The organism is Micromonospora deserti, assembly GCF_003236335.1.
Classification (GTDB): domain Bacteria; phylum Actinomycetota; class Actinomycetes; order Mycobacteriales; family Micromonosporaceae; genus Micromonospora; species Micromonospora deserti.
On the sequence record NZ_POUB01000011.1, the window covers coordinates 38,127 to 60,197 of the forward strand.

The window sequence follows — 22,071 nt, forward strand, 5'->3', positions numbered from 1 at the left end:
CCGATGCCCTCGCGCCCTAAGGTGCGATGGGTACCCGCACGGTCAGGCGGGTCGGTAGGCAGCGGTCGGCATGAGAGAGTTGTCGCTGACGTCGACGCGGAGGCATTGATGAAGTTCCGAGTGGAGCGAGACGCGCTCGCCGAGGCCGTGGCCTGGACCGCGAAGAGCCTGCCCAACCGGCCGTCCGTACCGGTGCTGGCCGGCGTGATGCTCCGCGTCACGGACGGCAACCTCCAGGTCTCCGGGTTCGACTACGAGGTTTCCAGCCAGGTCACCGTCGAGGTGCAGGGGGACGCCGACGGGGCCGCCCTGGTCTCCGGCCGGCTGCTGGCCGAGATCACCAAGGCGCTGCCCGCCAAGCCGGTCGACATCGCCGCGGTCGGCGCGCACCTCGAACTCGTCTGCGGCAGCGCCCGGTTCACGCTGCCCACCATGCCGGTGGAGGACTACCCGACCCTGCCGGAGATGCCGGAGAGCGCCGGCACCCTCGACGCGGCCGCGTTCGCCGCCGCCGTCGGCCAGGTCGCCGTGGCCGCCGGCCGCGACGAGACGCTGCCGATGATGACCGGCGTCCGGATCGAACTCAACGGCAGCAGCATCGCCATGCTCGCCACCGACCGTTACCGGCTGGCCCTGCGCGAGATGGAGTGGCACCCGGACGACCCCGACGTCAGCCTCAACGCCCTGGTGCCGGCCCGCACGCTGCACGACACCGCCAAGGCGCTCGGCCCGCTCGGCGGGCAGGTCACCATGGCGCTCTCCCAGGGTGCCGCCGGCGAGGGCATGATCGGCTTCGCCGGTGGCACCCGGCGGACCACCAGCCGGCTGCTCGACGGCGCCAACTACCCGCCGGTGCGCTCGCTCTTCCCGACCTCCCACAACGCCGAGGCCCGGGTGCCGGTCAGCGCCCTGATCGAGGTGGTCAAGCGGGTCGCCCTGGTCGCCGAGCGCACCACCCCGGTGCTGCTCAGCTTCAGCGGCGACGGGCTGGTGGTCGAGGCCGGCGGCACCGAGGAGGCGCGGGCCAGCGAGGCGATGGAGGCGACCTTCACCGGCGACCCGCTCACCATCGGCTTCAACCCCCAGTACCTGATCGACGGCCTCGCCAACCTGGGGGCCCAGTTCGCCGTGCTCTCGTTCGTCGACGCCTTCAAACCGGCGGTGATTTCGCCCGCCGGTGAGGATGGCGAGGTCATCCCCGGGTACCGGTACCTGATCATGCCGATCCGCGTTTCCCGCTGATCGCACCCGAGAAGACCCGCACGCACGGAGGTAGGAACAAGATGCAGCTCGGCCTGGTAGGGCTCGGCCGGATGGGCGGCAACATGCGCGAGCGGTTGCGCGCCGCCGGGCATGAGGTGGTCGGTTTCGACCACAACGCGCAGCTGAGCGATGTCGCGAGCCTGGCGGAGCTGGCGGAGAAGCTGGAGTCGCCCCGGGCGGTCTGGGTGATGGTCCCGGCCGGCGTGACCGACGCGACCATCGACGAACTCGCCGGCGTGCTCGGTGCCGGCGACATCATCATCGACGGCGGCAACTCCCGGTTCAGCGACGACGCGCCCCGGGCCGAGCGGCTGAACGAGCGCGGCATCGGCTACCTCGACGTCGGCGTCTCCGGTGGCGTCTGGGGCCGGCAGAACGGCTACGCGCTCATGGTGGGTGGCGCCCGGGAACACGTGGACCGGCTCATGCCGATCTTCGAGTCGCTGAAGCCGCCAGGCGAGTTCGGTTTCGTGCACGCCGGGCCGGTCGGCGCCGGGCACTACGCCAAGATGGTGCACAACGGCATCGAGTACGGCCTGATGCACGCCTACGCCGAGGGCTACGAGCTGCTGGCGAAGTCCGAGCTGGTCACCAACGTGCCGGGCGTGTTCAAGTCCTGGCGCGAGGGCACCGTCGTCCGCTCCTGGCTGCTCGACCTGCTCGACCTGGCCCTCGAGGAGGACCCGGAGCTGGCCGAGCTGAGCGGTTACACCGAGGACACCGGTGAGGGCCGGTGGACGGTGGACGAGGCGGTTCGGCTGGCCGTGCCGCTGAACGTCATCGCCGCCTCGCTGTTCGCCCGGTTCGCCTCCCGGCAGGACGACTCGCCCGCCATGAAGGCCGTCGCCGCGCTGCGCCAGCAGTTCGGCGGGCACGCCGTCCGCAAGCGCTGACCGCCGCCGCAGCCTGTGTACGTCCGTCGGCTCGAACTGGTCGACTTCCGTTCGTACGAGCGGGTCGGCGTGGACCTCGAACCGGGGGCGAACGTGCTGGTCGGCCCGAACGGCGTCGGCAAGACCAACCTGGTTGAGGCGCTCGGCTACGTGGCGACCCTGGACTCGCACCGGGTCGCCACGGACGCCCCGCTGGTCCGGATGGGCGCCAGCTCGGCCGTGGTCCGCTGCGCGGTGGCGCACGAGGGCCGGGAACTCCTGGTCGAACTGGAGATCGTGCCCGGCAAGGCCAACCGGGCCCGGCTCGGCCGCTCGCCGGCCCGCCGGGCCCGGGACGTGCTCGGCGCGCTGCGGCTGGTGCTCTTCGCCCCGGAGGACCTGGAACTCGTCCGGGGCGACCCGGCCGAGCGCCGCCGCTACCTCGACGACCTGCTGGTCAGCCGCCAACCCCGGTACGCCGGGGTGCGCGCCGACTACGAGCGGGTGGTCAAGCAGCGCAACGCCCTGCTGCGCACCGCCTACCTGGCTCGTAAGACCGGTGGCTCCCGGGGCGGGGACCTGTCGACTCTCGCGGTCTGGGACACCCACCTCGCCCGGCAGGGCGCCGAGCTGCTCGCCGGCCGGCTGGAGCTGGTCGCCGCGCTCGCCCCGCACGTGACCAAGGCGTACGACGCGGTGGCAGCCGGGCACGGCGCGGCCGGGATAGCGTACCGGCCGTCGGTGGAGCTGCCCGAGCCGACCACCGACCGGGCGGCGCTGGCCGAGGCCCTGGCCGCCGCCCTCACCGGGTCCCGGTCGGCGGAGATCGAGCGGGGCACCACCCTGGTCGGCCCGCACCGCGACGACCTCACCCTGACCCTCGGCCCGCTGCCCGCCAAGGGGTACGCCAGCCACGGCGAGTCCTGGTCGTACGCCCTGGCGCTGCGGCTGGCCGGCTACGACCTGCTGCGCGCCGACGGGATCGAGCCGGTGCTGGTGCTCGACGACGTCTTCGCCGAGCTGGACGCCGGGCGGCGGGAGCGACTGGCGGAGCTGGTCGGCGGGGCCGCCCAGCTCCTGGTCACCTGCGCGGTGGACGACGACGTGCCGGCCGCCCTGCGCGGCGCCCGGTACGAGGTGGGTGGGGGGACGGTGCGCCGTGTCGGATGAACCGGAGCGCGGCACCGGAGCTGGTGACCCGACCGGGCGGCCGGGTCGCGCCGCCTCGACCAGGGGGCGTGGTGCGCGTACCGCCGCCGCCGGAACCGGGGCGGGCGGTCGGGCCGCCCCGGACCCCGCAAGCCGCGCGGATCCCTCGCCCGGGGCCGGCGCGGATCCCGTGGCCGGGGCGGCCGACGGGGTCTCCGGGCCGGAGCTGGCGCGCGCGGTGCTGGACGCGGCCATGGCCCGGCGGCAGGCGGCAGCCCGGACCCGACGGGGCGGCTCCGCCGGCGGCGGAGCCGGGGGAGGCGAACGGCGGCTGCGCGGCTACTCCGGTCCGGGGCCGGACCCGCGTGACCCGCAGCCGCTCGGCGCGGTGCTCGACCGGCTGGTGAAGGCGCGCGGCTGGCAGCAGCCGGCCGCCGAGGCAACGGTCTTCGGCGCCTGGGAGCGGGTGGTCGGGCCGGAGGTGGCCCAGCACAGCCGCCCGGTCAAGCTGGAAGACGGCGAGCTGACCGTCGAGGCCCGCTCGACCGCCTGGGCCACCCAGCTGCGGCTGCTCGCCGGCTCGCTGTTGCGGCAGATCGCCCGCGAGGTCGGCCACAACGTGGTGCGCAAGCTGCACATCCACGGCCCGGCGGCGCCGTCCTGGTCCAAGGGCCCCCGGCGAGTCCGTGGCCGGGGACCGCGGGACACCTACGGCTGACCGCTCCCCGGCCGGGCCCTCCGCGACAAGGCCGGGCCCGGCCGCGATGAGGCCGGAGAGCGGTCAGGCGTCGGCGTAGACGGCGAAGCCCCGGTCGGCGCAGCGGCGGTAGAAGGCGGCCAGCACGCTGAGTTCGGCACAGGTGAAGCTCCACTGCGGCGGGGCGCCGCTCTCGTCGCGCAGCGCGTTCAACCGGCCGTCCAGCCAGCGCAGCTGCTGCTCGGCCAGGCGGCCGTCGGCGAGCAGCGACCGCAACACCTCGCTCACCGACTCGAAGGTCACCGCCTCGCCGTGCTCGCGGTGACCGGCCACGAACCGCTCGATGCCGCCGGCGATCCAGCCGCAGCCGTCGGGGTCGATCACCGGATCCTCGTCCTCGGCGGCCGCGTCTGTGGCGTAGAGCACACCTTCCAGGCCGAGCAGCAGGTCCACCAGCTCGGTGTACGCGGTCGCCCGGACGGTGCCGGTCTTGGCGATCAGCTCGGCGAGCGCTGCGGTCGGCGCGGAGATGCGCGGCATGTCGACGATCTCGCCGAAGTCGACGAACTCGGCCGGTGCGACCGGGTCGTAGAAGCGGCCGGTCCGCGGCCAGTGCACCGCGACGTTGTCCAGCCCCATCTGTCGTCACCTCTCAAGCGCGCGTGTCCGTTCGATCGGGTCGATCGTCCGGTTCCAGCCGGCAAAGATCAAGGCTGACGCCGGCGGCGCCCGTGAGCGTACGGCGTGTCCGGCTCCGGCGCTGCCCACCCGGTGCCGGCCGTCGGCCGGTCGCGCCCCCGGAGTGCCCCTCGCGTGTAGGGGGAGTCGCGGACGGCGCGGATCGGCCCGCTACGGAGGTCTCAGCCGCCTCGCGGGGGTGCCGAGTGGTGGTTCTGTCGCTAGCGCGCAGTAAGATTGACCCCGAGACGAAGACCCGGTGCGGAGCGACGAGACACGGGCCCGGTGCGGGCCCGCGATCATTGTCCACGTCGGGTCGAGCCGATCGCGATCCGCGGGCAAACCGCGGCGACCGGCGCGTTCGACTCGTACCCCGGAATTGTCCCCGGTACCGGTCCGCGCGTCGACGTCGCGCGCTGTCCGCCGAACCCGTGCCCGACGCGCCGCCCGGCGTGGACGGCGCGAGAAAGTGGCCGAGGGTGGCAGCGCAGGACAAGCAGGAGTACGGCGCCGAGTCGATCACCGTCCTCGAGGGGTTGGAGGCGGTCCGCAAGCGCCCCGGTATGTACATCGGGTCGACCGGGGAGCGCGGTCTGCACCACCTCGTGTGGGAGGTCGTCGACAACGCGGTCGACGAGGCGCTGGCCGGGTACTGCGACACCATCGACGTGGTGCTGCTGGCCGACGGTGGCGTCCGGGTCACCGACAACGGCCGCGGCTTCCCGGTCGACCTGCACCCGAAGCTGAAGAAGCCGGGTGTCGAGGTCGCGTTGACCGTGCTGCACGCGGGCGGCAAGTTCGACGGCAAGGCGTACGCCGTCTCCGGCGGTCTGCACGGTGTCGGCGTCTCGGTGGTGAACGCGCTCTCCACGAAGATGGCTGTGGAGATCCACAAGGACAGCTTCGTGTGGCGGCAGCAGTACGCCAACTCCAAGCCGAGCCCGCTGGAGAAGGGCGAGCCGACCAACCGTACCGGCTCGGCGGTCTCCTTCTGGCCGGACCCGAACGTCTTCGAGACGGTCGACTTTGACTTCCAGACCATCTACCGGCGGCTGCAGGAGATGGCCTTCCTCAACCGCGGCCTCACCATCCACCTGCTCGACGAGCGGGTGCCGGAGGGCGAGGAGGGCAAGCCGCGCGAGGTCACCTTCCTCTACAAGGGCGGTATCGCCGACTTCGTCCGGCACCTGAACGCCTCGAAGAACCCGATCCACAAGACGGTGGTCGAGTTCGGCGCCGAGGAAGAGGGCATGTCGGTCGAGATCGCCATGCAGTGGAACGAATCGTACGGCGAGTCCGTCTACACCTTCGCCAACACGATCAACACCCACGAGGGCGGCACCCACGAGGAGGGCTTCCGCGCCGCGCTGACCAGCGTGGTCAACCGCTACGGCGCGGACAAGAAGCTGCTCAAGGGCGACGAGAAGCTCTCTGGCGAGGACATCCGCGAAGGGCTGGCCGCGATCATCTCGGTGAAGCTGGCCAACCCCCAGTTCGAGGGGCAGACGAAGACCAAGCTCGGCAACACCCCGGTGAAGAGCTTCGTGCAGCGGGTGTGCAACGAGTGGCTGGTCGACTGGTTCGAGCGCAACCCGGCCGAGGCGAAGATCATCATCCAGAAGGCGTCCCAGGCGGCGCGGGCCCGGATCGCCGCGCAGCAGGCCCGCAAGCTGGCCCGGCGCAAGTCGCTGCTGGAGTCCGGCTCGATGCCGGGCAAGCTGGCCGACTGCCAGTCCACCGACCCGCGTGAGTCGGAGGTCTTCATCGTCGAGGGTGACTCGGCCGGCGGCTCGGCCAAGCAGGGGCGCGACCCCCGGACCCAGGCGATCCTGCCGATCCGCGGCAAGATCCTCAACGTGGAGAAGGCCCGGATCGACCGGGTGCTGAAGAACAACGAGGTCCAGGCGCTGATCACCGCGCTGGGCACCGGCATCCACGACGACTTCGACATCGAGAAGCTGCGCTATCACAAGATCGTGCTGATGGCCGACGCCGACGTCGACGGCCAGCACATCCAGACGTTGCTGCTGACCCTGCTGTTCCGCTTCATGCGGCCGCTGGTCGAGCTGGGGCACGTCTACCTGGCCGCCCCGCCGCTCTACAAGATCAAGTGGAACAAGAAGGGCGACGACGCGCAGTACGCGTACTCGGACCGGGAGCGGGACGGCCTGATCGCGCTGCGCCAGCAGAAGAAGCCGAACGCCAGGCCGGACGACATCCAGCGGTTTAAGGGGCTCGGCGAGATGAACTACCCCGAGCTGTGGGAGACCACGATGAACCCGGCGACGCGTACGCTGCGTCAGGTCACGCTCGACGACGCGGCCACCGCCGACGAGTTGTTCAGCGTGCTGATGGGTGAGGACGTCGAGGCGCGCCGCTCGTTCATCCAGCGCAACGCCAAGGACGTCCGGTTCCTGGACATCTGACGGAGTTCGACGGGCGGCCCGGGCATCCACCGGTCGGCCCGTCGATCCACAGAGTTATCCACAGCATGGCCGATTTCCACAGCCGTTATCCACAGCACGAAAACGACTCTGAGTCTGATAAGGGTTAACAGTGACCGATACCCCCGAGTCCACACCGAACGAGCCCGAGGTCCCCGAGACCGCCGGCGCCGTCGCCGCACGCGACCGCATCGAACCGGTCGGGCTCGAGGTGGAGATGCAGCGCTCCTACCTCGACTACGCGATGAGCGTCATCGTCGGGCGGGCTCTGCCGGACGTCCGGGACGGGCTCAAGCCGGTCCACCGCAAGATCCTCTACGCGATGTTCGACTCCGGCTACCGGCCGGACCGCGGCTACGTGAAGTGCTCCCGGGTCGTCGGCGACGTGATGGGTCAGTTCCACCCTCACGGCGACTCGCCCATCTACGACGCGCTGGTCCGGATGGCGCAGCCCTGGTCGCTGCGGTACCCGCTGGTCGACGGCAACGGCAACTTCGGCTCGCCGGGTAATGATCCGGCGGCGGCCATGCGGTACACCGAGTGCAAGCTCGACCCGCTGGCGATGGAGATGATGCGGGATATCGACGAGGACACCGTCGATATGCAGGACAACTACGACGGCCGGGCCAAGGAGCCCACCATCCTGCCGTCCCGGATCCCGAACCTGCTGATCAACGGTTCCGAGGGCATCGCCGTCGGCATGGCGACCAAGATCCCGCCGCACAACCTGCGGGAGATCGGCGCGGCGGTGCAGTGGTGCCTGGAGCACCCGGAGGTCGACGAGGCCACCACCCTCGAGGCCCTGCTGGAGATCGTCAAGGGGCCGGACTTCCCGACCCACGGCCTGATCGTGGGCATGGCCGGCATCCAGGACGCGTACCGCACCGGGCGGGGTTCGATCCGGATGCGCGCCGTGGTGGAGGTCGAGGAGGACAAGCGCGGCCGGCCCGCGCTGGTGGTCAGCGAGCTGCCGTACCAGGTCAACCCGGACAACCTCGCCGAGCGGATCGCCGAGCTGATCAAGGAGGGCAAGCTCGCCGGCATCGCCGACATCCGCGACGAGTCCTCCGGGCGTACCGGGATGCGGCTGGTGCTGGTGCTCAAGCGCGACGCGGTCGCCAAGGTGGTGCTGAACAACCTCTACAAGCACACCCAGCTCCAGGAGACCTTCGGCGCCAACATGCTGGCGCTGGTCGACGGGGTGCCGCGCACGCTCAACCTGGCCCAGTTCATCCGCTACTACGTCGAGCACCAGATCGAGGTCATCCGGCGGCGGACCGCGTTCCGGCTGCGCAAGGCCGAGGAGCGGGCGCACATCCTGCGCGGTCTGGCCAAGGCGCTCGACGCGCTCGACGAGGTGATCGCCCTGATCCGGCGCTCGCCCACGGTCGAGGACGCCCGGCAGGGCCTGATCCGGCTGCTGGAGATCGACGAGATCCAGGCCACCGCGATCCTGGACATGCAGCTGCGCCGGCTCGCCGCCCTGGAGCGGCAGCGGATCCTCGACGACCTGGCCAAGCTGGAAATCGAGATCGCCGACCTCAAGGACATCCTCGCCAAGCCGGAGCGGCAGCGGAAGATCGTCTCCGAGGAACTCGGCGAGATCATCGCGAAGTGGGGTGACGAACGGCGGACAAAGATCGTGCCGTTCGACGGCGAGGTCTCGATGGAGGACCTGATCGCCCGCGAGGACGTGGTGGTCACCATCACCCGCACCGGGTACGCCAAGCGGACCAAGGTCGACCTCTACCGGTCGCAGCGGCGGGGCGGCAAGGGCGTCAGCGGCGCCACGCTGCGGCAGGACGACATCGTCAGCCACTTCTTCGTCTGCTCGACGCACGACTGGATCCTGTTCTTCACCAATAAGGGCCGGGTCTACCGGGCCAAGGCATACGAGCTCCCGGAAGCCAGTAGGGTGGCCAAGGGCCAGCACGTGGCCAACCTGCTCGCCTTCCAAGCGGACGAGCAGATCGCGCAGATCATCGAGATTCCGAACTACCAGGTGGCCCCCTACCTGGTACTGGCCACGAAGAACGGCCTGGTGAAGAAGACGCGGCTTGAGGAGTTCGACTCCAACCGTTCCGGCGGAATCATCGCGATCAACCTGCGCGATGAGGACGAGCTGGTCGGTGCTGCGCTGGTGGCGGGGGAGGACGACCTGCTGCTGGTCTCCAAGAAGGCGCAGGCGATCCGGTTCAACGCCACCGACGAGGCGCTGCGCCCGATGGGCCGGGCCACCTCGGGCGTGATCGGCATGCGGTTCAGCGAGGACGACGAGCTGCTGGCCATGGAGGTGGTCCGGGAAGGCCTGGACGTCCTGGTGGCCACGAACGGGGGATACGCGAAACGTACCCCGATCGAGGAATACCCGGTGCAGGGCCGGGGAGGTAAAGGTGTGCTGACCGCGAAGATCACAGAGCGCCGTGGTGGTCTGGTCGGCGCGGTGGTGATCGACCCGGACGACGAGCTGTTCGCCATCACCAGCAACGGTGGTGTCATCCGGACTCCGGTGAAGCCTGTACGCCGTACGCGTGATCGGAACACAATGGGGGTCAAGCTGATGGACCTCCCGGACGGCGTGACTATCGTGGCGATTGCTCGCAATGCCGACGAGCCTGACGAACAGGACTAGTTGAATGACGGAGACACAGGCGAAGTCGGGGAACACGGGGACCTCGGCCAACCCGGTCGACGAGGAGGCCGCGAAAGGCGGCACACCAGCGACCGGCCGCGCGGCCGTGGGCCGGGCGACCGTCCCCGCCGACGCGCCTGCCCCGAAATTCACCCGGGCTCCCGGGATGACGCCACCGCCGGACAAGCCCGCCGAGAATTCGGACCCGGCGGGCATGACCGAGCAGGCGGGGACCAACGCGCCGAGCGCCGGTGGCACCGCCACGTCGACGGCGGGGCCGTCCACCACCCAGCCGATCAGCGCCCGGCCAGGTCAGGCGTCATCCGCGGGCAGCACCGGCACCCAGCCGCGGGCGACCGGGGCCACCGGCACCCAGCCCCGGGTCACCGGCACCGCGAAGCCCCAGGCGGACGGTGCCCGTCCGGCCGGCAGCGGTCGCCCCAACGGTGGCGGTCTGCCGCCGGGGATCAGCGGCGCGGCCGCCGTCGGGGCCGCGCGGGTGGGTGAGGCGGTACGCGCCGCGCGTACGTCGGTCAGCTCGGCCGCCTCGCGCGGGCCTCGCCGGGCCCGGCTGAACCTCAGGCGGATCGACCCCTGGTCGGTGATGAAGTTCGCCTTCGCCGTGTCGGTGGTGCTCTTCATCGTCGTGGTGGTCGCCACGTCGGTGCTCTACCTGGCCCTCGACGCGATGGGTGTGTTCGCCAGCGTCAACGACAGCCTGACCGACCTGGTCAGTGCGGGCGGCGGCCAGAACGCCAGCGGCTTCCAGATCACCGCCAAGGGCGTGATCCTCAGCTCGGCGCTGATCGGTCTGGTCAACGTCGTCCTGTTCACGGCGCTCGCCACGCTGGGCGCGTTCGTCTACAACGTCTGCGCGGACCTGGTCGGCGGCATCGAGCTGACCCTCGCCGAGCGCGACTGAACCATCCCGGTCGCCGGGGCGCCCACGGCGGGTGCCCCGGCGACGCGCGCGAAAGTCGCTGGGCGGGCCGCGCGACGCTCGGGTAGGTTCAGGGGCGCGGCAGGTGCCCGACCTCGGTGCCGACCCCGATTTGGGGCCTGGTCGGCGGATGGGTTAACCTTGCTCGTCGCAATGCGGGGCTATAGCTCAGTCGGTTAGAGCGCAGAGCTGATAACTCTGAGGTCGCTGGTTCGATTCCAGCTAGCCCCACCGCACCGTCCGACGATAGTCGAGCGCGAGGGGTAGGCCCCATGTTCAAGAAGCTGCTCATCCTGGCCGGCGTCGTTGGCGTGGCCGCCCTGGTGGTTAAGAGGGTCAAGGCTTCCAACGACGAGCGCGCCCTGTGGCACGAGGCGACCACCGCGCCCGACCTGCGCTGACCGCTCCCGCCTGACAGCACCGGCGGCGGTTGTCCGTCCCGGGGCCCTAGCTCAACTGGCAGAGCACTGCCTTTGCAAGGCAGGGGTTAGGGGTTCGAGTCCCCTGGGCTCCACTCAGCTCTCGTGCAGTTCACGGGGCATCTTCCCCGTCCGCTCTCGGCTCCTTCGATCGATGGTTGTCGTCCTTCGTCAGCGAATCGTCAGCAGCGGGCGCGAAAGTGCCTTGGATGAGCCGGTGAAAGTCGGCCGGCGTGTGCGTGTAGCGCGAGGGCAGGTCGAGCCGGCCAAGGTTGTTCTTTGCCTGGCTCATCACGCACGACCCGTCTCGGGCGTCGTCGTCGCGGGCGATGGCGATCACGGCGCGGGCGACGGCGGAGAACGGCAGACACCCGCAGGGTTACCCGGTCACGACGTTGGTCGCATCGCAGCGAAAGGACCGGATTCACGAACCCGGCTTGACCCTCACGTTGAGTGAGGCCGGAGGGTGGGGTACATGAGTGACTACTACAACGCTTTTGAGATGAGTCCCGTGCCCGCTCCCGGCCCGGATGCGGTTGCGCCGGAGCCGTTCCGGGGCATCTATGGAATGCCCGCGTTCGTGACGATCCCCACGAGCGATTTGGCGGCGTCGACGGACTTCTGGATTCGTGGGCTCGGGTTCTTCGAGCTGTTCAGCATCCCCGGCAGGCTTGTGCATCTGCGCCGGTGGGCGTTCCAGGACGTACTCCTCGTCTCGGCGGCGAGCGTTTCGGCGCAGACACCAGCGATGAGCTTCAGTTTCGCGTGCGTGCTTAGCCAGATCGATTCCCTTGTCGAGGCCTGTCGTGCGTTGAGCCCGAAATCGGTCGATGGCCCACGGGATACTCCCTGGAATACCCGCGATGTGGAGGTGATCACCCCCGAGAACGCACGGATCGTTTTCACTGCGGCGAAGCCCTTTGATCCGGCCAGTCAGGAGGCGCGGAACCTTCAAGCCATCGGGATCACCCCACCGGGCGTCGGTCGCGGCGACAATGAGGAGCATGCCTGATGCCACTGACGCCGATGGCCTGACCGTCGGTCAGGTCTCGACGCGTCTGGGTCCGCGCGCTGCACCACTGGGATGACATCGGTCTGGCGCGACCGTCGCTGCGCACGACTGCCGGATACCGGCTCTACACTGCTGGCGATCTGGAACGCCTACACCGCATCGCCGCCTACCGGGAGATCGGCCTCTGCCTGGACAGGATTCGGGCCATCTTGGACGACTCGACCGCAGACGTGCCTGGCGCATTGCGCGCGCAGCGCACCCAGGTTGCCCGACGGATCGACCACCTCCAGCAGCTCAGCGCTGACCTGGATCGGATGATCGCCGCCCACGAGCGCGGCCTGCTGCTGACCGTCGAGCAGCAGGCCGCGATCTTCGGCCCCCAGTGGAACCCGGACTGGCCCGCCCAAGCCCGTCAGCGCTACGGAGACACGACGCAATGGCAGCAGTACGCCGAACGCTGCGCACCGTCGGCTTGCCGTCGGTGGGCTCCGGGTCCGGCACGTCGTGATCATGCCAGACCGCCGTTACCCGGATTTGCGCCGGCAAGGGTAGCCGCGTCGTCGGTAGTGGCAGTTCTGGTTGGTGTTGGCATCGTCGGCGGCAAGTCACTGCCGAGCAGTGACCGGGCTGCTGCCCGACCTGTCTTGTCCCACCACATGCATGATAAATCCGTCCCAGCACATGCATGACAGCCGGCCTTAATTGCTCCGTCATCCTGGTTACAGTCGGTGACACCGGAGCGGCCGTGGCGGCACACTCACATGCCGATGACCGGTATTGCTCGGACGGGGTCTCTTGCTAACGTCCTCGCGAACGTGCGGTCGTCGCGCAACGTGTAGCTTGCGAACCGACGAGATGAGGAGGAGGCAGGTGCCAACTGGTGGCTTCTCGTCGAGGCGTTTGGCTCGGGTGCGAGAGCTGCTCGAGCGGCACGTCGACTCCGGCTTCGTCCCGGGTGTGGTGGCCGTCCTCGCCCGCCACGGCGAGGTGCACATCGAAGCAACGGGCAATCTCGCGTTCGAGGGCGTAGGGTCGGGGACACCGATGGCGGGCGACACGATCTGTCGCATGGGCTCGATGACGAAGCCGATCGTCGCCGCGTGTGCGATGACGCTCGTCGAGGACTGCACCCTTCGCCTCGATGACCCGGTCGACGACCTCCTCCCGGAGCTGGCGGACATGACCGTGCTCGCCGATCCCCACGGGCCACTGGACGACACCGCTGCGGCGAAACGCCCGATAACGCTGCGGGATCTGCTGACCTACACCCTCGGCACCGGCATGGTCCCTGCCGAGCCGGGAACGGTCCCGATCGCCGACGCACTGAACGCACTCGGCAAACCTCCGCCGGACGAGTGGATCCGCCGGCTCGGCATGCTTCCGCTCGTCCACCAGCCAGGTGAGCGCTGGATGTACGACACCGCCGCCGACGTGACGGGCATGCTCATCGCCCGGGCCACCGGCATGTCTTTCGGGGATGCGTTGCGCAAGCGGATCTGCGATCCGCTCGGGATGAAGGACGCCGCCTTCAGCGTGGGCGGCGAGAGCATCGGCCGGTTGGCGACGGCGTACGAGCGCGACAATGCCGCCACCGGTGAGCCGGTCGTCGAAGACACCCCCGACGGGCGGTGGAGTCGGCCGCCGGCGTTCGAATCAGGTGGCGGCGGGCTCGTCTCGACCGCCGACGACTACCTTGCCTTCGCCTCGGCTCTGCTCACGGGCGGCACCCACCGCGGCGAGCGGGTGCTCTCGCGGCCGTCGGTGACCCTGATGACTAGCGACCACCTGACCCCGGCGCAGAAGGCGGTCTCCGGGTTCTGGCCGGGGTACTTCGACACCATGGGCTGGGGTTTCGGGATGTCGGTCCGCACCCGCCGCACGCACCTCGGCCCATCGGTCGGGAGCTACGGGTGGCCCGGCTTCTACGGCACCGCCTGGTACAACGATCCCGCCGAGGACATGACGACGATCTTGATCATGCAGCGGGCGCACGCGGGCGACCAGAGGCTGCCGATGTGGCAGGACTTCTGGACCGCTGTCTACCAGGCGATCGACGACTGACCGCGGGGCCGGAGATCGCCGGTTGAGCACGCTCTTTCAAGCTGACGGTGCGGCCGCCCCGGAGGAAGCCTGACACCAATGTCTTTTCTAGCGTGTGCCGGGTCAGAGGGAGTGGGTGTGTGGGTGTTGCACGCGGGCCGGACCACCCTAAAGGGCCCAGTAGATGAGCAGATGCTGTCCGCGGTCCGGAGGGCGATCTCCGCGAGCCATGGCGAGATCTGGCTTGAGCACCAACAGGGCCCCATTCTCAGCATCGTCATCGGTGGTAACCGTGCGATGGTGCTGCGGCTGGCGGAGTCCGGCGACGCCGGTTTCCACACCATCGACCCGGACGCGTCGCCGGAACGGTCCGGAGAGTATGCGTTGGCCAACGGCCAGGTGGATCAGTACGCCGACCGTGACACCGTCGAGGTCCGCCACGTCGTGCCGATCGTGACCCACTTCCTCGCCACCCTGGATAGGTGGCCGGGGGTGACGTGGCAAGACGACAACGCGATCTAGACGCACCGCCGTACAGCCATCCATACAGCCAAGCCGGCCGACGAACGGCGGGAAAGGGCGACATCAACCGACAAGCCGTCCAGGTTAGCGACCATGACCGCCGTTGGCCGACAGGCTGAAGCCGAGGGACTCATTCAGCGGCCTGCCCAGCCGACTAATAGGAACTACGGGGCGAGCGGCGGGAGCACGGAGACCGGACGGAAGCCGGCGGGTCCGGCAGGTTAGCGTCGGGGCGTGAGCAACCCGCGCGTACTCCCGGCCGACAGTGGCCTCGCCGAAGCCGCGTCCGTGCTGCGTACCGGCGGGTTGGTGGCCTTTCCCACCGAGACCGTCTACGGGCTGGGCGCCAACGCCCTGGACGCGAGGGCGGCGGCCCGGATCTTCGCGGCGAAGGAGCGGCCCAGCTTCGACCCGCTGATCACCCACCTTGCCGACGCGGCGGACCTGGAAAAGCTGGTCGGGTCGGTGCCACCGGCGGTGGTGGCGCTGGCCGCCCGGTTCTGGCCCGGCCCGCTGACGTTGATCGTGGACCGGCCGGCGGCGATTCCGCCGATCGTCACCTCCGGGCTGGAGACCATGGCGGTCCGGGTGCCGGACAACGACCACGCCCGGGAGTTGATCGCGGCGGCGGGGGTGCCGGTGGCGGCGCCGAGCGCCAACCGGTTCGGCCAGCTCAGCCCGACCCGCGCCGAGCACGTGGTGCGGGGCCTCGGCGCGGCGGTGGACGTGGTGCTGGACGGCGGGCCGACCCGCTGCGGGATCGAGTCGACCATCGTGGACGCCCGGGGTGGCCGGCCGGTGGTGCTGCGGCTCGGCGCGCTGCCGGTTGAGGCGCTGGAGGAGGTCGCCGGCCCGGTGACGGTACGGCCGGGCAGTTCGGGGCAGCCGGTCGCGCCCGGCACGCTGGCGGCGCACTACGCCCCGCGTACCCCGCTGCGGGTGGTTTCGGGTGCGGAGCCGCCGCCGGCGGACGGGGTCCGGCGCGGTTTCCTGGCCTTCCGGGACCGGCCCGCGGCCGGGTACGTCGCCGTCGAGGTGCTCTCCGCCGCCGGCGACCTGACCGAGGCCGCGGCGCGGCTGTTCGACGCGCTGCACCGGCTGGACGCCACCGGGGTCGAGGAGATCCTCGTCGAGCCGGTGCCGGACATCGGCGTCGGCCGGGCGGTCAACGACCGGTTGCGGCGCGCCGCGGCGACCTGGCATCCGGCCGGATAGGGCCCGACCCGAGCAGCGTCACCGCTGGTGAGCTGGCCCAGGGCGAGGCGGTGACGATCGGCGCGGACGACGACGCGGCCGAGATCCTGCGGACCATGAGCCAGCAATGCTCGGACCGGTGCGTAGCCGTGACCAGGATCCGTGCGGGCCGGAAGAGCCCGGGTCCGGACCCTGGTCGACGAGGGGGCCAGCGCCGTGCACAGGCTGTCGAGCTGCCCCACCCATGAGACCAATCGCTGACCGCGACCGTGTTCGATGCCGGGACCGCCGGCCTGCCCCGTCTGTGCGGGCAGCTCGACAGCGTCCGCCCGGCAACGTGCCAGGGCGGGTGGGGGCGGGAGCCGCCGCCGGACCGGCGGCAGATGTGCCGGCGGCCGTACCCGCAACGGGGCGGCGCGTTGCCGTCCGGGCCGAGGCGGGGAGCGCGGCCCGATTCCTCAGGGTCGGTCCGGCGCGGAATCGTCGTCGGCGGGCGTGTCGGCCGTCGCCGGCTCACCGCCGTCGCCCGGCGCGGGCGAGCCCTGCCAGGCCGAGGTCGACGGCAGCCCTTCCACCAACCGGCTGACCGCGCCGTTGGCGAAGGTGGCGCCCAGCGCGGAGCCGGTGGCGATGGCCCAGCCCACCGGGCCGAGCGGGGTGCAGCCGAAGAATTGGCTGACCCCCGGTGTCTGCACCACGGCCACCAGCACCCCCACGGACGCGGCGGCGGAGGCGAGCACGGTCGGGCTGGTGCCGCCAGCGAGCACCGTCTGCCCCAACTGCGTGCCGACCAGGGAGACCAACGCCACCGTCCCGGCCCGCCGGCGCCGGCCGGTGTACCGCGCGAGCGTCCAGCCGGCGGTGGCGCCGAGCGTGGTGGCGGCGGCGCGCAGCCCGATCTCCCGGGTCATCGTCGCACCGAGCGAGGTGTCCGGGCCCTCCCGCAGCAGGCCGTCGACGTGGTCCGCGTCGGGCGGGCGGACCGCGATCGCCAACGCGGGGGCCAGGTCGGTGAGCAGGTTGACCAGGAGCAGCTGCCGCCCGGTGAGCGCGGAACGGCCGGTGCTGGCGGCGGTCAACACGCTGAACGCGATCTCGCCGAGATTGCCGCCGACCAGGATGCTCAGCGCGTGGCGTACCGAGGACCACATCGCGCGTCCCTCGACCAGGGTGGCGATGATCGTCTCCAGCCGGTCGTCGGTGACCACCAGGTCGGCCGCCGCCCGGGCCGCCGGCGTGCCGCGCTGGCCGAGCGCGATGCCCACGTCGGCCAGCCGGATCGCGGGCGCGTCGTTGGCACCGTCACCGGTCATCGCGACCGTACGTCCGAACTTCTGCAGGGCCTGGATGATCCGGACCTTGTGCGCCGGGGTGCACCTGGCGACCACGTCGGTGGCGGCCAGCCGCGCGGCGAGCGCCTCGTCGTCGAGCTGGTCGAGTTCGGTGGCGGTGACCACCCGCTGGTCGTCGTGTTCGCTGATGGTGGCCGCGATCGCCTCGGCGGTCGCCGGATGGTCACCGGTGATCATGATGGTGTGCACGCCGGCCTGGCGGATCCGGCGCACCGCGGGCGCGGCACTGTCGCGCACCCCGTCGGCGAGCGCCAGGAAGCCGACGAACACCAGGTCGCGGACGTCTTCGTCGGTCACCTCCGGGTCGGTCACCCGGCACTCGGCGACGGCGAGGATGCGGTGCCCCGCACCGGCCCGATCGGCCAGCAGCCGGTGCAGTTCGTCGCGGCCGGCGTCGTCCAGCGGCTCCTCCCGGCCCCGGGTACGCCGGCCGGTGCACCGGGGCAGCACCCGCTCCGGGGCGCCCTTCACGCTGAGCAGCAGCCCGTCGCCGCTCTCGCCGACGGTGGCGTGGTAGCCCCGGGACGGCTCGAAGGGCAGCTCGCCCACCCCGCGCCAGCCGGGGGCGGCGGTCTGCTCCACCACACCGGCCGACGTGGCGCCCCGCCACACCGCCCGGTCGGTCTGCAGGCCGAGATCGTCCGGGTCCGCCGCCGGGGGCGTGGCCCGCAGCGCCGCCGCGAGGGTCGACCGGAGCTCCTCATCGAGCCGGTCGGCCGGCGCGTACCGGCTGCCGTCGCCGACCCCGGCGAGCAGCAGCTTCCCTTCGGTGAGGGTGCCGGTCTTGTCGAAGCAGAGCACGTCCACCCGACCCAGCGCCTCGATGGTGCGCGGGTTGCGGACCAGGGCGCCGTGTTCGGCCAGCCGCCGGGCGGCCGCCAGCTGCGCGGCGCTGACCAGGAACGGCAGCCCCTCCGGCACGGACGCGACGGCCAGGTTGGCGGCGGTCGCGGCGGTCTCCGCCAGCGGTACGCCGCGCAGCAGCCCGGCCCCGGCCACCGCCACGGCCGAGCCGGCGGCCAGCGGGACCGCCGACCGGGTCAGCCGGCCCAGCCGGGCCTCCACCCCGCTGGCCGGTGGCGCCTGCCGGGCCAGGGCGAGACTGCGCCCGGCCTCGGTGTCGGCGCCGGTGGCCACCACCACCGCGACACCGTGCCCGGCGGCGATCGTGGTGCCCTCGTAGAGCATCGACCGGCGGTCGGCGACGGCGGCGGCCACCACCGGCTGGTCGGTCTTGCCCACCGGCAGCGACTCCCCGGTCAGCGAGGACTCGTCGGCCTCCAGCCCCACCGACTCCAGCACCCGGCAGTCGGCCGGTACCGCGTCCCCCGACTCCAGCACGACCACGTCACCGGGCACCAGGTCCTCGGCGGCGAGCACCCGCTCCGCGCCGTCCCGGCGGGCCCGGGCGGTCACCGCCGAGCGGGACAGCAGCTCGGCCAGGGACCGCTCGGTGTTGCGCTGGTGCACCGCGCCGATCAGCGCGGACCCGCCGACCACCCCGCCGACCAGGGCCGCGTCGACCAGCGAGCCGAAGGTCGCGGAGAGCACCGCACCGGCGGCGAGAACGGGGGTGAGCGGGTTGGCCAGCTCGTCGACGAAGGTGCGGAGCAGCCCGGTGGGCTCGGGGGCATCGCGTGGCCCGCCGCTGCGGCGCCGCTGCGCCTCGTTCGAGGCGAGCCCCTCCGGGCCGGTACCGAGCTGGTCGAGGACGGTCTGCGCCGGCATCAGGTGCCACGCGGTGATCGCCGGAGCGGGTGACTCGGTGCGGCCGGGCAGCCGGTGGGCCTGCCATACGCCGTGCGCGAAGGCCAACGCGGCGGCGCCGTTCACCGCGGCGAGGGACCGTCCCGGCAGCTGGACGGGGTCGGCGGTGAGCGCGCCGAGCGCGCCGAGCCCGGTGCCGGCGAGGGAGACACCGATGTTCCGCCTGGTCATCCGGCGGGCCACCCCGGTGGCCTCGATCAGGAACGCCACGACCCGCAGGTCGGTGCCGACCAGCAGGTGCGCGCCCCATGGCGGGAGGTCCTCGGGGGCGGAGATCCCCAGGCCGCAGTCCGCGACGCCGAGCGCCGCCCGGTCGCCCGAGACGAGCATCACCACCGCACCGTCGCGTTGCAGTGTGCGCACCGACTCGGCCAGCCGGTCGCCGCCCGGCAGCAGGGCGTCGGCGAAGCCGTACCGCCGGTCGTCGTCACCGGCCACGACCAGCCGCAGGCCGGCCTGGCGGGCGGCGGCCGGCAGCGTGTCGACCCCGGGCGCCGGCTCCGGGTCGACCCGCAGCACCGCGGCGAGCCGGCCGCCCTCGACCAGCCCGAGCAGGGTCCCGCCGGCGTCGCGTAGCCGCCGGCTGTCCGCGGTGTCACCCGGGTCGTCGGCGTCCAGCCGGTCCAGCGGCCCGAGCCGCCAACCGTCGGCCTGCCGCAGTTCCTGCGGCGCGGCCGGGTCGAACAGCGCGAAGGTTCGCGCCGCCACCTGCGCGGTGTCCGCGCCGGCCAGCGGGGCCAGGTCGGCCAGCACCCCCCGGTCGGAGCCGAGGACGGCGGCGTCCAGCACCAGGGTGTCGATCCGATCGAGTTCCCGCAGCACGCTGCGGTCCATCGCGATCACACCACGCCGGGCCAGGATCCGGCCGAGCTGGGCGCCGTACCCCTCGCGTCCGCTGCCGGGGGCCTTCGCCAGCGCGGAGAGGCCGAGCGCGGCGGCCCGTTTCCGGCCGACCACCGGCACCGCGGCGGCCGCGGCGACCGCGCCGGCGGTGAGCATCCGGGTGATGTACTTCTCGGCGGGGCCGTCCGGTTTGGGCCGGGGCCGCTCCAGCTTCGGAGTGCGGGCGACGGCCCGCTCCGGGTCGCCGGTGAGCCGGGGTTCGGCCTTCGCCCAGGCGGCGAGCTGGGCCCGCGCCTCGCCCCACTGCACGACGCGCTGCGCGCCGTCGACGACGATGCCGGTCCAGCCGCCGGTGAGTCCCTGCACCACCGCCTCGGCGAGTGGGAAGAGCAGGTCGGCGCGGGGGTCCGCGCGCAGCCCCCGGTCGGCCAGGGCGTGCAGCTTCGGGTGCAGATCGACCGCGCCGAGCAGGCCGGCGACCTCGCCCGGGACCGGGGTGAACGGCAGGATCCGGGTGGCGGCGGAGATGGTCAGGCCGAGCGCGTCCGAGGCGAGCCCGCCGAGCGTGCGCGGCGTGCGGGGGCCCTCCTCCGGCGGGTGCGGCGGCGGCACCTCCGGATCCGGCTCGTGCGGGCAGGTGCGTTCGGTGCGGGCGACGGTGGCGATCAGGTCCCGCAGTTTCGGCTCCGGGGTGCCGACGGCGACCACCACGCGGCCGGACGGGGCGTTCACCCGGGCCCACTCCACCCCGGGCATCCGTTCCAGCGCCGCCTCGACCTGGCGGGCGAGGATGTCGCCGCCGTTCTGGCAGACGCCGTGCACCTCGATGTGGTGCCGGCCGGGGCGGGACCAGACCCGGCGTCGGGTCAGCCCAGCCAGCCGGGCCAGCCACGTGGCGGTCGAGCCGACGCTGCGGGACGCCTCACCGACCACGCGCGGCACGGCCACCGGCGGGCGGAGGCGGCCGGCCGCGCGGCCCAGCGAGGTCATCGAGGCGTACGACCGGACTGGCGCCGGCCTGGCCCCCCGATGCTGCTGCCCCTGCCGTACGCCATCTCGCCTCCAACGCCTGCGTTCCGGCGTGCGGGCTTCCCGGTGCACCGCCCGTTATGCCCCGGGAACTGGAGAAGTTATCGGCCCGGGCCGGGCATGGACGGCCTGTGCGGTGGAATCCCGGGTGCCGTCACCGTCTATGGGGAGGGCCGGGATGAGCGCACTGACGCGACAGCTCAGTGGAGCGCACGAGACGATCCACACGTTCAGCCGCCGGGTGGACATCCCGGTGCTGGGCGAGGTCGCCGTCCCACCATCGGACAAGCTCGCCTACTACGCCGGGCTCGGGGTGCTCGCCGCGCTCCAGGTCATCGAGTGGCCGCTGGCGCTGGTGATCACCGCCGGTCACCTGCTCGCCGACCAGCACCTGTCAGGGCTGGCCAAGGGACTCGGGGAGGCGCTGGAAGCCGCCTGAGGGTAAGCCGGGTCACCCTTGACCTCAAGCCGGGTTGAGGTCCGAGCCTTGGAGGCATGCTGATCGAACTGCTCCGGCACGAGGTGACCCGCGACGAGCGACGGGTGGGGCGCCCGCCCCGCGACGGCCACCGGCCGGTGCCGGTCTGGACGCCGGCGCGCACGGCGGGCCGGCGGTGACCGCCACCGTCTCGGCGCCTCGCCCGGCCGCCGCGGCCGGCATCTTCGCACCCCGGTTGCGGGCCATGACGGTGGGCACCGTCGCGCTGGTCTCGCTGCTGGCGTTCGAGGCGCTGGCCGTGGGTACCGCGATGCCGACCGTCGCCCGCAGCCTGGACGGGCTCGCCCTGTACGGGGTCGCCTTCGGCGGCCCGTTCGCCGCCGGCGTGGTGGCGATGGTGCTCTCCGGCATCTGGTGCGACGCCCGGGGGCCCCGCACCCCGATGTGGCACGGCCTCGTCTGGTTCGTCGTCGGGTTGGTGATCGCGGGTAGCGCCACGGCGATGGGCGCGCTGGTCGTCGGCCGGATCGTGCAGGGTTTCGGTTCCGGTCTGCTGTCGGTGGCGCTCTACGTCATTGTCGGGCAGGTGTACCCGGAGGAACTGCACCGGCGGATCTTCGCGGCGTTCGCCGCCGCGTGGGTCGTCCCGTCGCTGGTCGGGCCAGCGTTGGCCGGGCTGATCGTGGAGCACCTCGGCTGGCGGTGGGTCTTCCTGGCGGTGCCGGCGGTGGCGGTGCCGGCGGTGCTGCTGATCCACCCGGGTCTGCGCGCGGTCGGCG

General features: G+C 71.9%; 19 protein-coding genes and 2 tRNA genes. 18 read left to right on the forward strand and 3 right to left on the reverse strand.

What is annotated here, in order from left to right; all coding sequences use genetic code 11:
* The first annotated feature begins 108 nt into the window (after positions 1 to 108).
* The 4 genes from dnaN (at position 109) to C1I99_RS03380 (ending at position 4,002) form a co-directional block, all read left to right on the forward strand.
* Positions 109 to 1,242, forward strand: a complete 1,134-nt coding sequence (dnaN, locus tag C1I99_RS03365) for a DNA polymerase III subunit beta (RefSeq protein WP_111132683.1) — start codon at positions 109 to 111, stop codon at positions 1,240 to 1,242.
* 41 nt (positions 1,243 to 1,283) lie between these two features.
* Positions 1,284 to 2,156, forward strand: a complete 873-nt coding sequence (gnd, locus tag C1I99_RS03370; RefSeq protein WP_111132684.1) for a phosphogluconate dehydrogenase (NAD(+)-dependent, decarboxylating) — start codon at positions 1,284 to 1,286, stop codon at positions 2,154 to 2,156.
* A gap of 15 nt (positions 2,157 to 2,171) precedes the next feature.
* Complete coding sequence (gene recF / locus C1I99_RS03375; RefSeq protein ID WP_111132685.1) at positions 2,172 to 3,305, forward strand: DNA replication/repair protein RecF; 1,134 nt, start codon at positions 2,172 to 2,174, stop codon at positions 3,303 to 3,305.
* Between the two features lie 169 nt (positions 3,306 to 3,474).
* Positions 3,475 to 4,002 carry a DciA family protein gene (locus C1I99_RS03380; protein WP_233512293.1) on the forward strand — a complete coding sequence of 176 codons (528 nt, stop codon included), beginning with the start codon at positions 3,475 to 3,477 and terminating at the stop codon, positions 4,000 to 4,002.
* A gap of 63 nt (positions 4,003 to 4,065) precedes the next feature.
* Here C1I99_RS03380 and C1I99_RS03385 read toward each other — a convergent pair whose 3' ends face one another.
* Positions 4,066 to 4,620, reverse strand: a complete 555-nt coding sequence (locus C1I99_RS03385; protein ID WP_111132686.1) for a hypothetical protein — start codon at positions 4,618 to 4,620, stop codon at positions 4,066 to 4,068.
* Positions 4,621 to 5,138: 518 nt separating this feature from the next.
* On the opposite strand from C1I99_RS03385, the gene gyrB reads away from it, so the two are divergent.
* The 6 genes from gyrB (at position 5,139) to C1I99_RS03410 (ending at position 11,189) form a co-directional block, all read left to right on the forward strand.
* Positions 5,139 to 7,085: a DNA topoisomerase (ATP-hydrolyzing) subunit B gene (gene gyrB, locus C1I99_RS03390; protein ID WP_111132687.1), complete on the forward strand. Its 1,947-nt coding sequence runs from the start codon at positions 5,139 to 5,141 to the stop codon at positions 7,083 to 7,085.
* Between the two features lie 130 nt (positions 7,086 to 7,215).
* Positions 7,216 to 9,735 carry a DNA gyrase subunit A gene (gyrA, locus tag C1I99_RS03395; RefSeq protein WP_111132688.1) on the forward strand — a complete coding sequence of 840 codons (2,520 nt, stop codon included), beginning with the start codon at positions 7,216 to 7,218 and terminating at the stop codon, positions 9,733 to 9,735.
* A gap of 4 nt (positions 9,736 to 9,739) precedes the next feature.
* On the forward strand, positions 9,740 to 10,657 hold the full coding sequence (locus C1I99_RS03400) for a DUF3566 domain-containing protein (RefSeq protein WP_111132689.1): 918 nt from the start codon (positions 9,740 to 9,742) through the stop codon (positions 10,655 to 10,657).
* A gap of 175 nt (positions 10,658 to 10,832) precedes the next feature.
* Positions 10,833 to 10,906 (forward strand) — tRNA-Ile (locus C1I99_RS03405).
* Positions 10,907 to 10,947: 41 nt separating this feature from the next.
* Positions 10,948 to 11,076: a DLW-39 family protein gene (locus C1I99_RS33670; protein WP_233512294.1), complete on the forward strand. Its 129-nt coding sequence runs from the start codon at positions 10,948 to 10,950 to the stop codon at positions 11,074 to 11,076.
* 40 nt (positions 11,077 to 11,116) lie between these two features.
* Positions 11,117 to 11,189: transfer RNA gene (locus tag C1I99_RS03410), tRNA-Ala, on the forward strand.
* Between the two features lie 17 nt (positions 11,190 to 11,206).
* Here C1I99_RS03410 and C1I99_RS33110 read toward each other — a convergent pair.
* Positions 11,207 to 11,434 (reverse strand): hypothetical protein, encoded by a 228-nt coding sequence (locus tag C1I99_RS33110; protein ID WP_199561917.1) that lies wholly within the window; start codon positions 11,432 to 11,434, stop codon positions 11,207 to 11,209.
* A 135-nt stretch (positions 11,435 to 11,569) separates the two neighbouring features.
* Here C1I99_RS33110 and C1I99_RS03420 point away from each other — a divergent pair, with 135 nt between their 5' ends.
* From C1I99_RS03420 to C1I99_RS03440, 5 genes are all read left to right on the forward strand, one after another.
* The gene (locus C1I99_RS03420; RefSeq protein WP_111132695.1) at positions 11,570 to 12,106 is read left to right on the forward strand and encodes a VOC family protein; all 537 of its coding nucleotides are present in this window, start codon (positions 11,570 to 11,572) and stop codon (positions 12,104 to 12,106) included.
* A gap of 98 nt (positions 12,107 to 12,204) precedes the next feature.
* Complete coding sequence (locus C1I99_RS34930; RefSeq protein WP_369122435.1) at positions 12,205 to 12,795, forward strand: MerR family DNA-binding protein; 591 nt, start codon at positions 12,205 to 12,207, stop codon at positions 12,793 to 12,795.
* Positions 12,796 to 13,015: 220 nt separating this feature from the next.
* Positions 13,016 to 14,167, forward strand: coding sequence for a serine hydrolase domain-containing protein (locus C1I99_RS03430; RefSeq protein ID WP_233512296.1), 1,152 nt, complete (start codon positions 13,016 to 13,018; stop codon positions 14,165 to 14,167).
* Between the two features lie 171 nt (positions 14,168 to 14,338).
* The gene (locus C1I99_RS03435) at positions 14,339 to 14,668 is read left to right on the forward strand and encodes a hypothetical protein (RefSeq protein ID WP_111132691.1); all 330 of its coding nucleotides are present in this window, start codon (positions 14,339 to 14,341) and stop codon (positions 14,666 to 14,668) included.
* Between the two features lie 234 nt (positions 14,669 to 14,902).
* Positions 14,903 to 15,883 carry an L-threonylcarbamoyladenylate synthase gene (locus C1I99_RS03440; RefSeq protein ID WP_111132692.1) on the forward strand — a complete coding sequence of 327 codons (981 nt, stop codon included), beginning with the start codon at positions 14,903 to 14,905 and terminating at the stop codon, positions 15,881 to 15,883.
* 437 nt (positions 15,884 to 16,320) lie between these two features.
* On the opposite strand, the gene C1I99_RS03450 is transcribed toward C1I99_RS03440, so the two are convergent.
* Complete coding sequence (locus C1I99_RS03450) at positions 16,321 to 20,814, reverse strand: cation-translocating P-type ATPase (protein WP_111132693.1); 4,494 nt, start codon at positions 20,812 to 20,814, stop codon at positions 16,321 to 16,323.
* Positions 20,815 to 21,031: 217 nt separating this feature from the next.
* Here C1I99_RS03450 and C1I99_RS03455 point away from each other — a divergent pair, with 217 nt between their 5' ends.
* From C1I99_RS03455 to C1I99_RS03460, 3 genes are all read left to right on the forward strand, one after another.
* Entirely contained in the window at positions 21,032 to 21,292 is a 261-nt protein-coding gene (locus C1I99_RS03455) for a hypothetical protein (protein WP_199561918.1), read from the forward strand.
* Between the two features lie 56 nt (positions 21,293 to 21,348).
* On the forward strand, positions 21,349 to 21,471 hold the full coding sequence (locus tag C1I99_RS34490) for a hypothetical protein (RefSeq protein WP_267897464.1): 123 nt from the start codon (positions 21,349 to 21,351) through the stop codon (positions 21,469 to 21,471).
* A partial coding sequence (locus C1I99_RS03460; protein ID WP_233512297.1) for an MFS transporter occupies positions 21,468 to 22,071 on the forward strand: 604 nt, incomplete at its 3' end. The genes C1I99_RS34490 and C1I99_RS03460, both read left to right, overlap by 4 nt.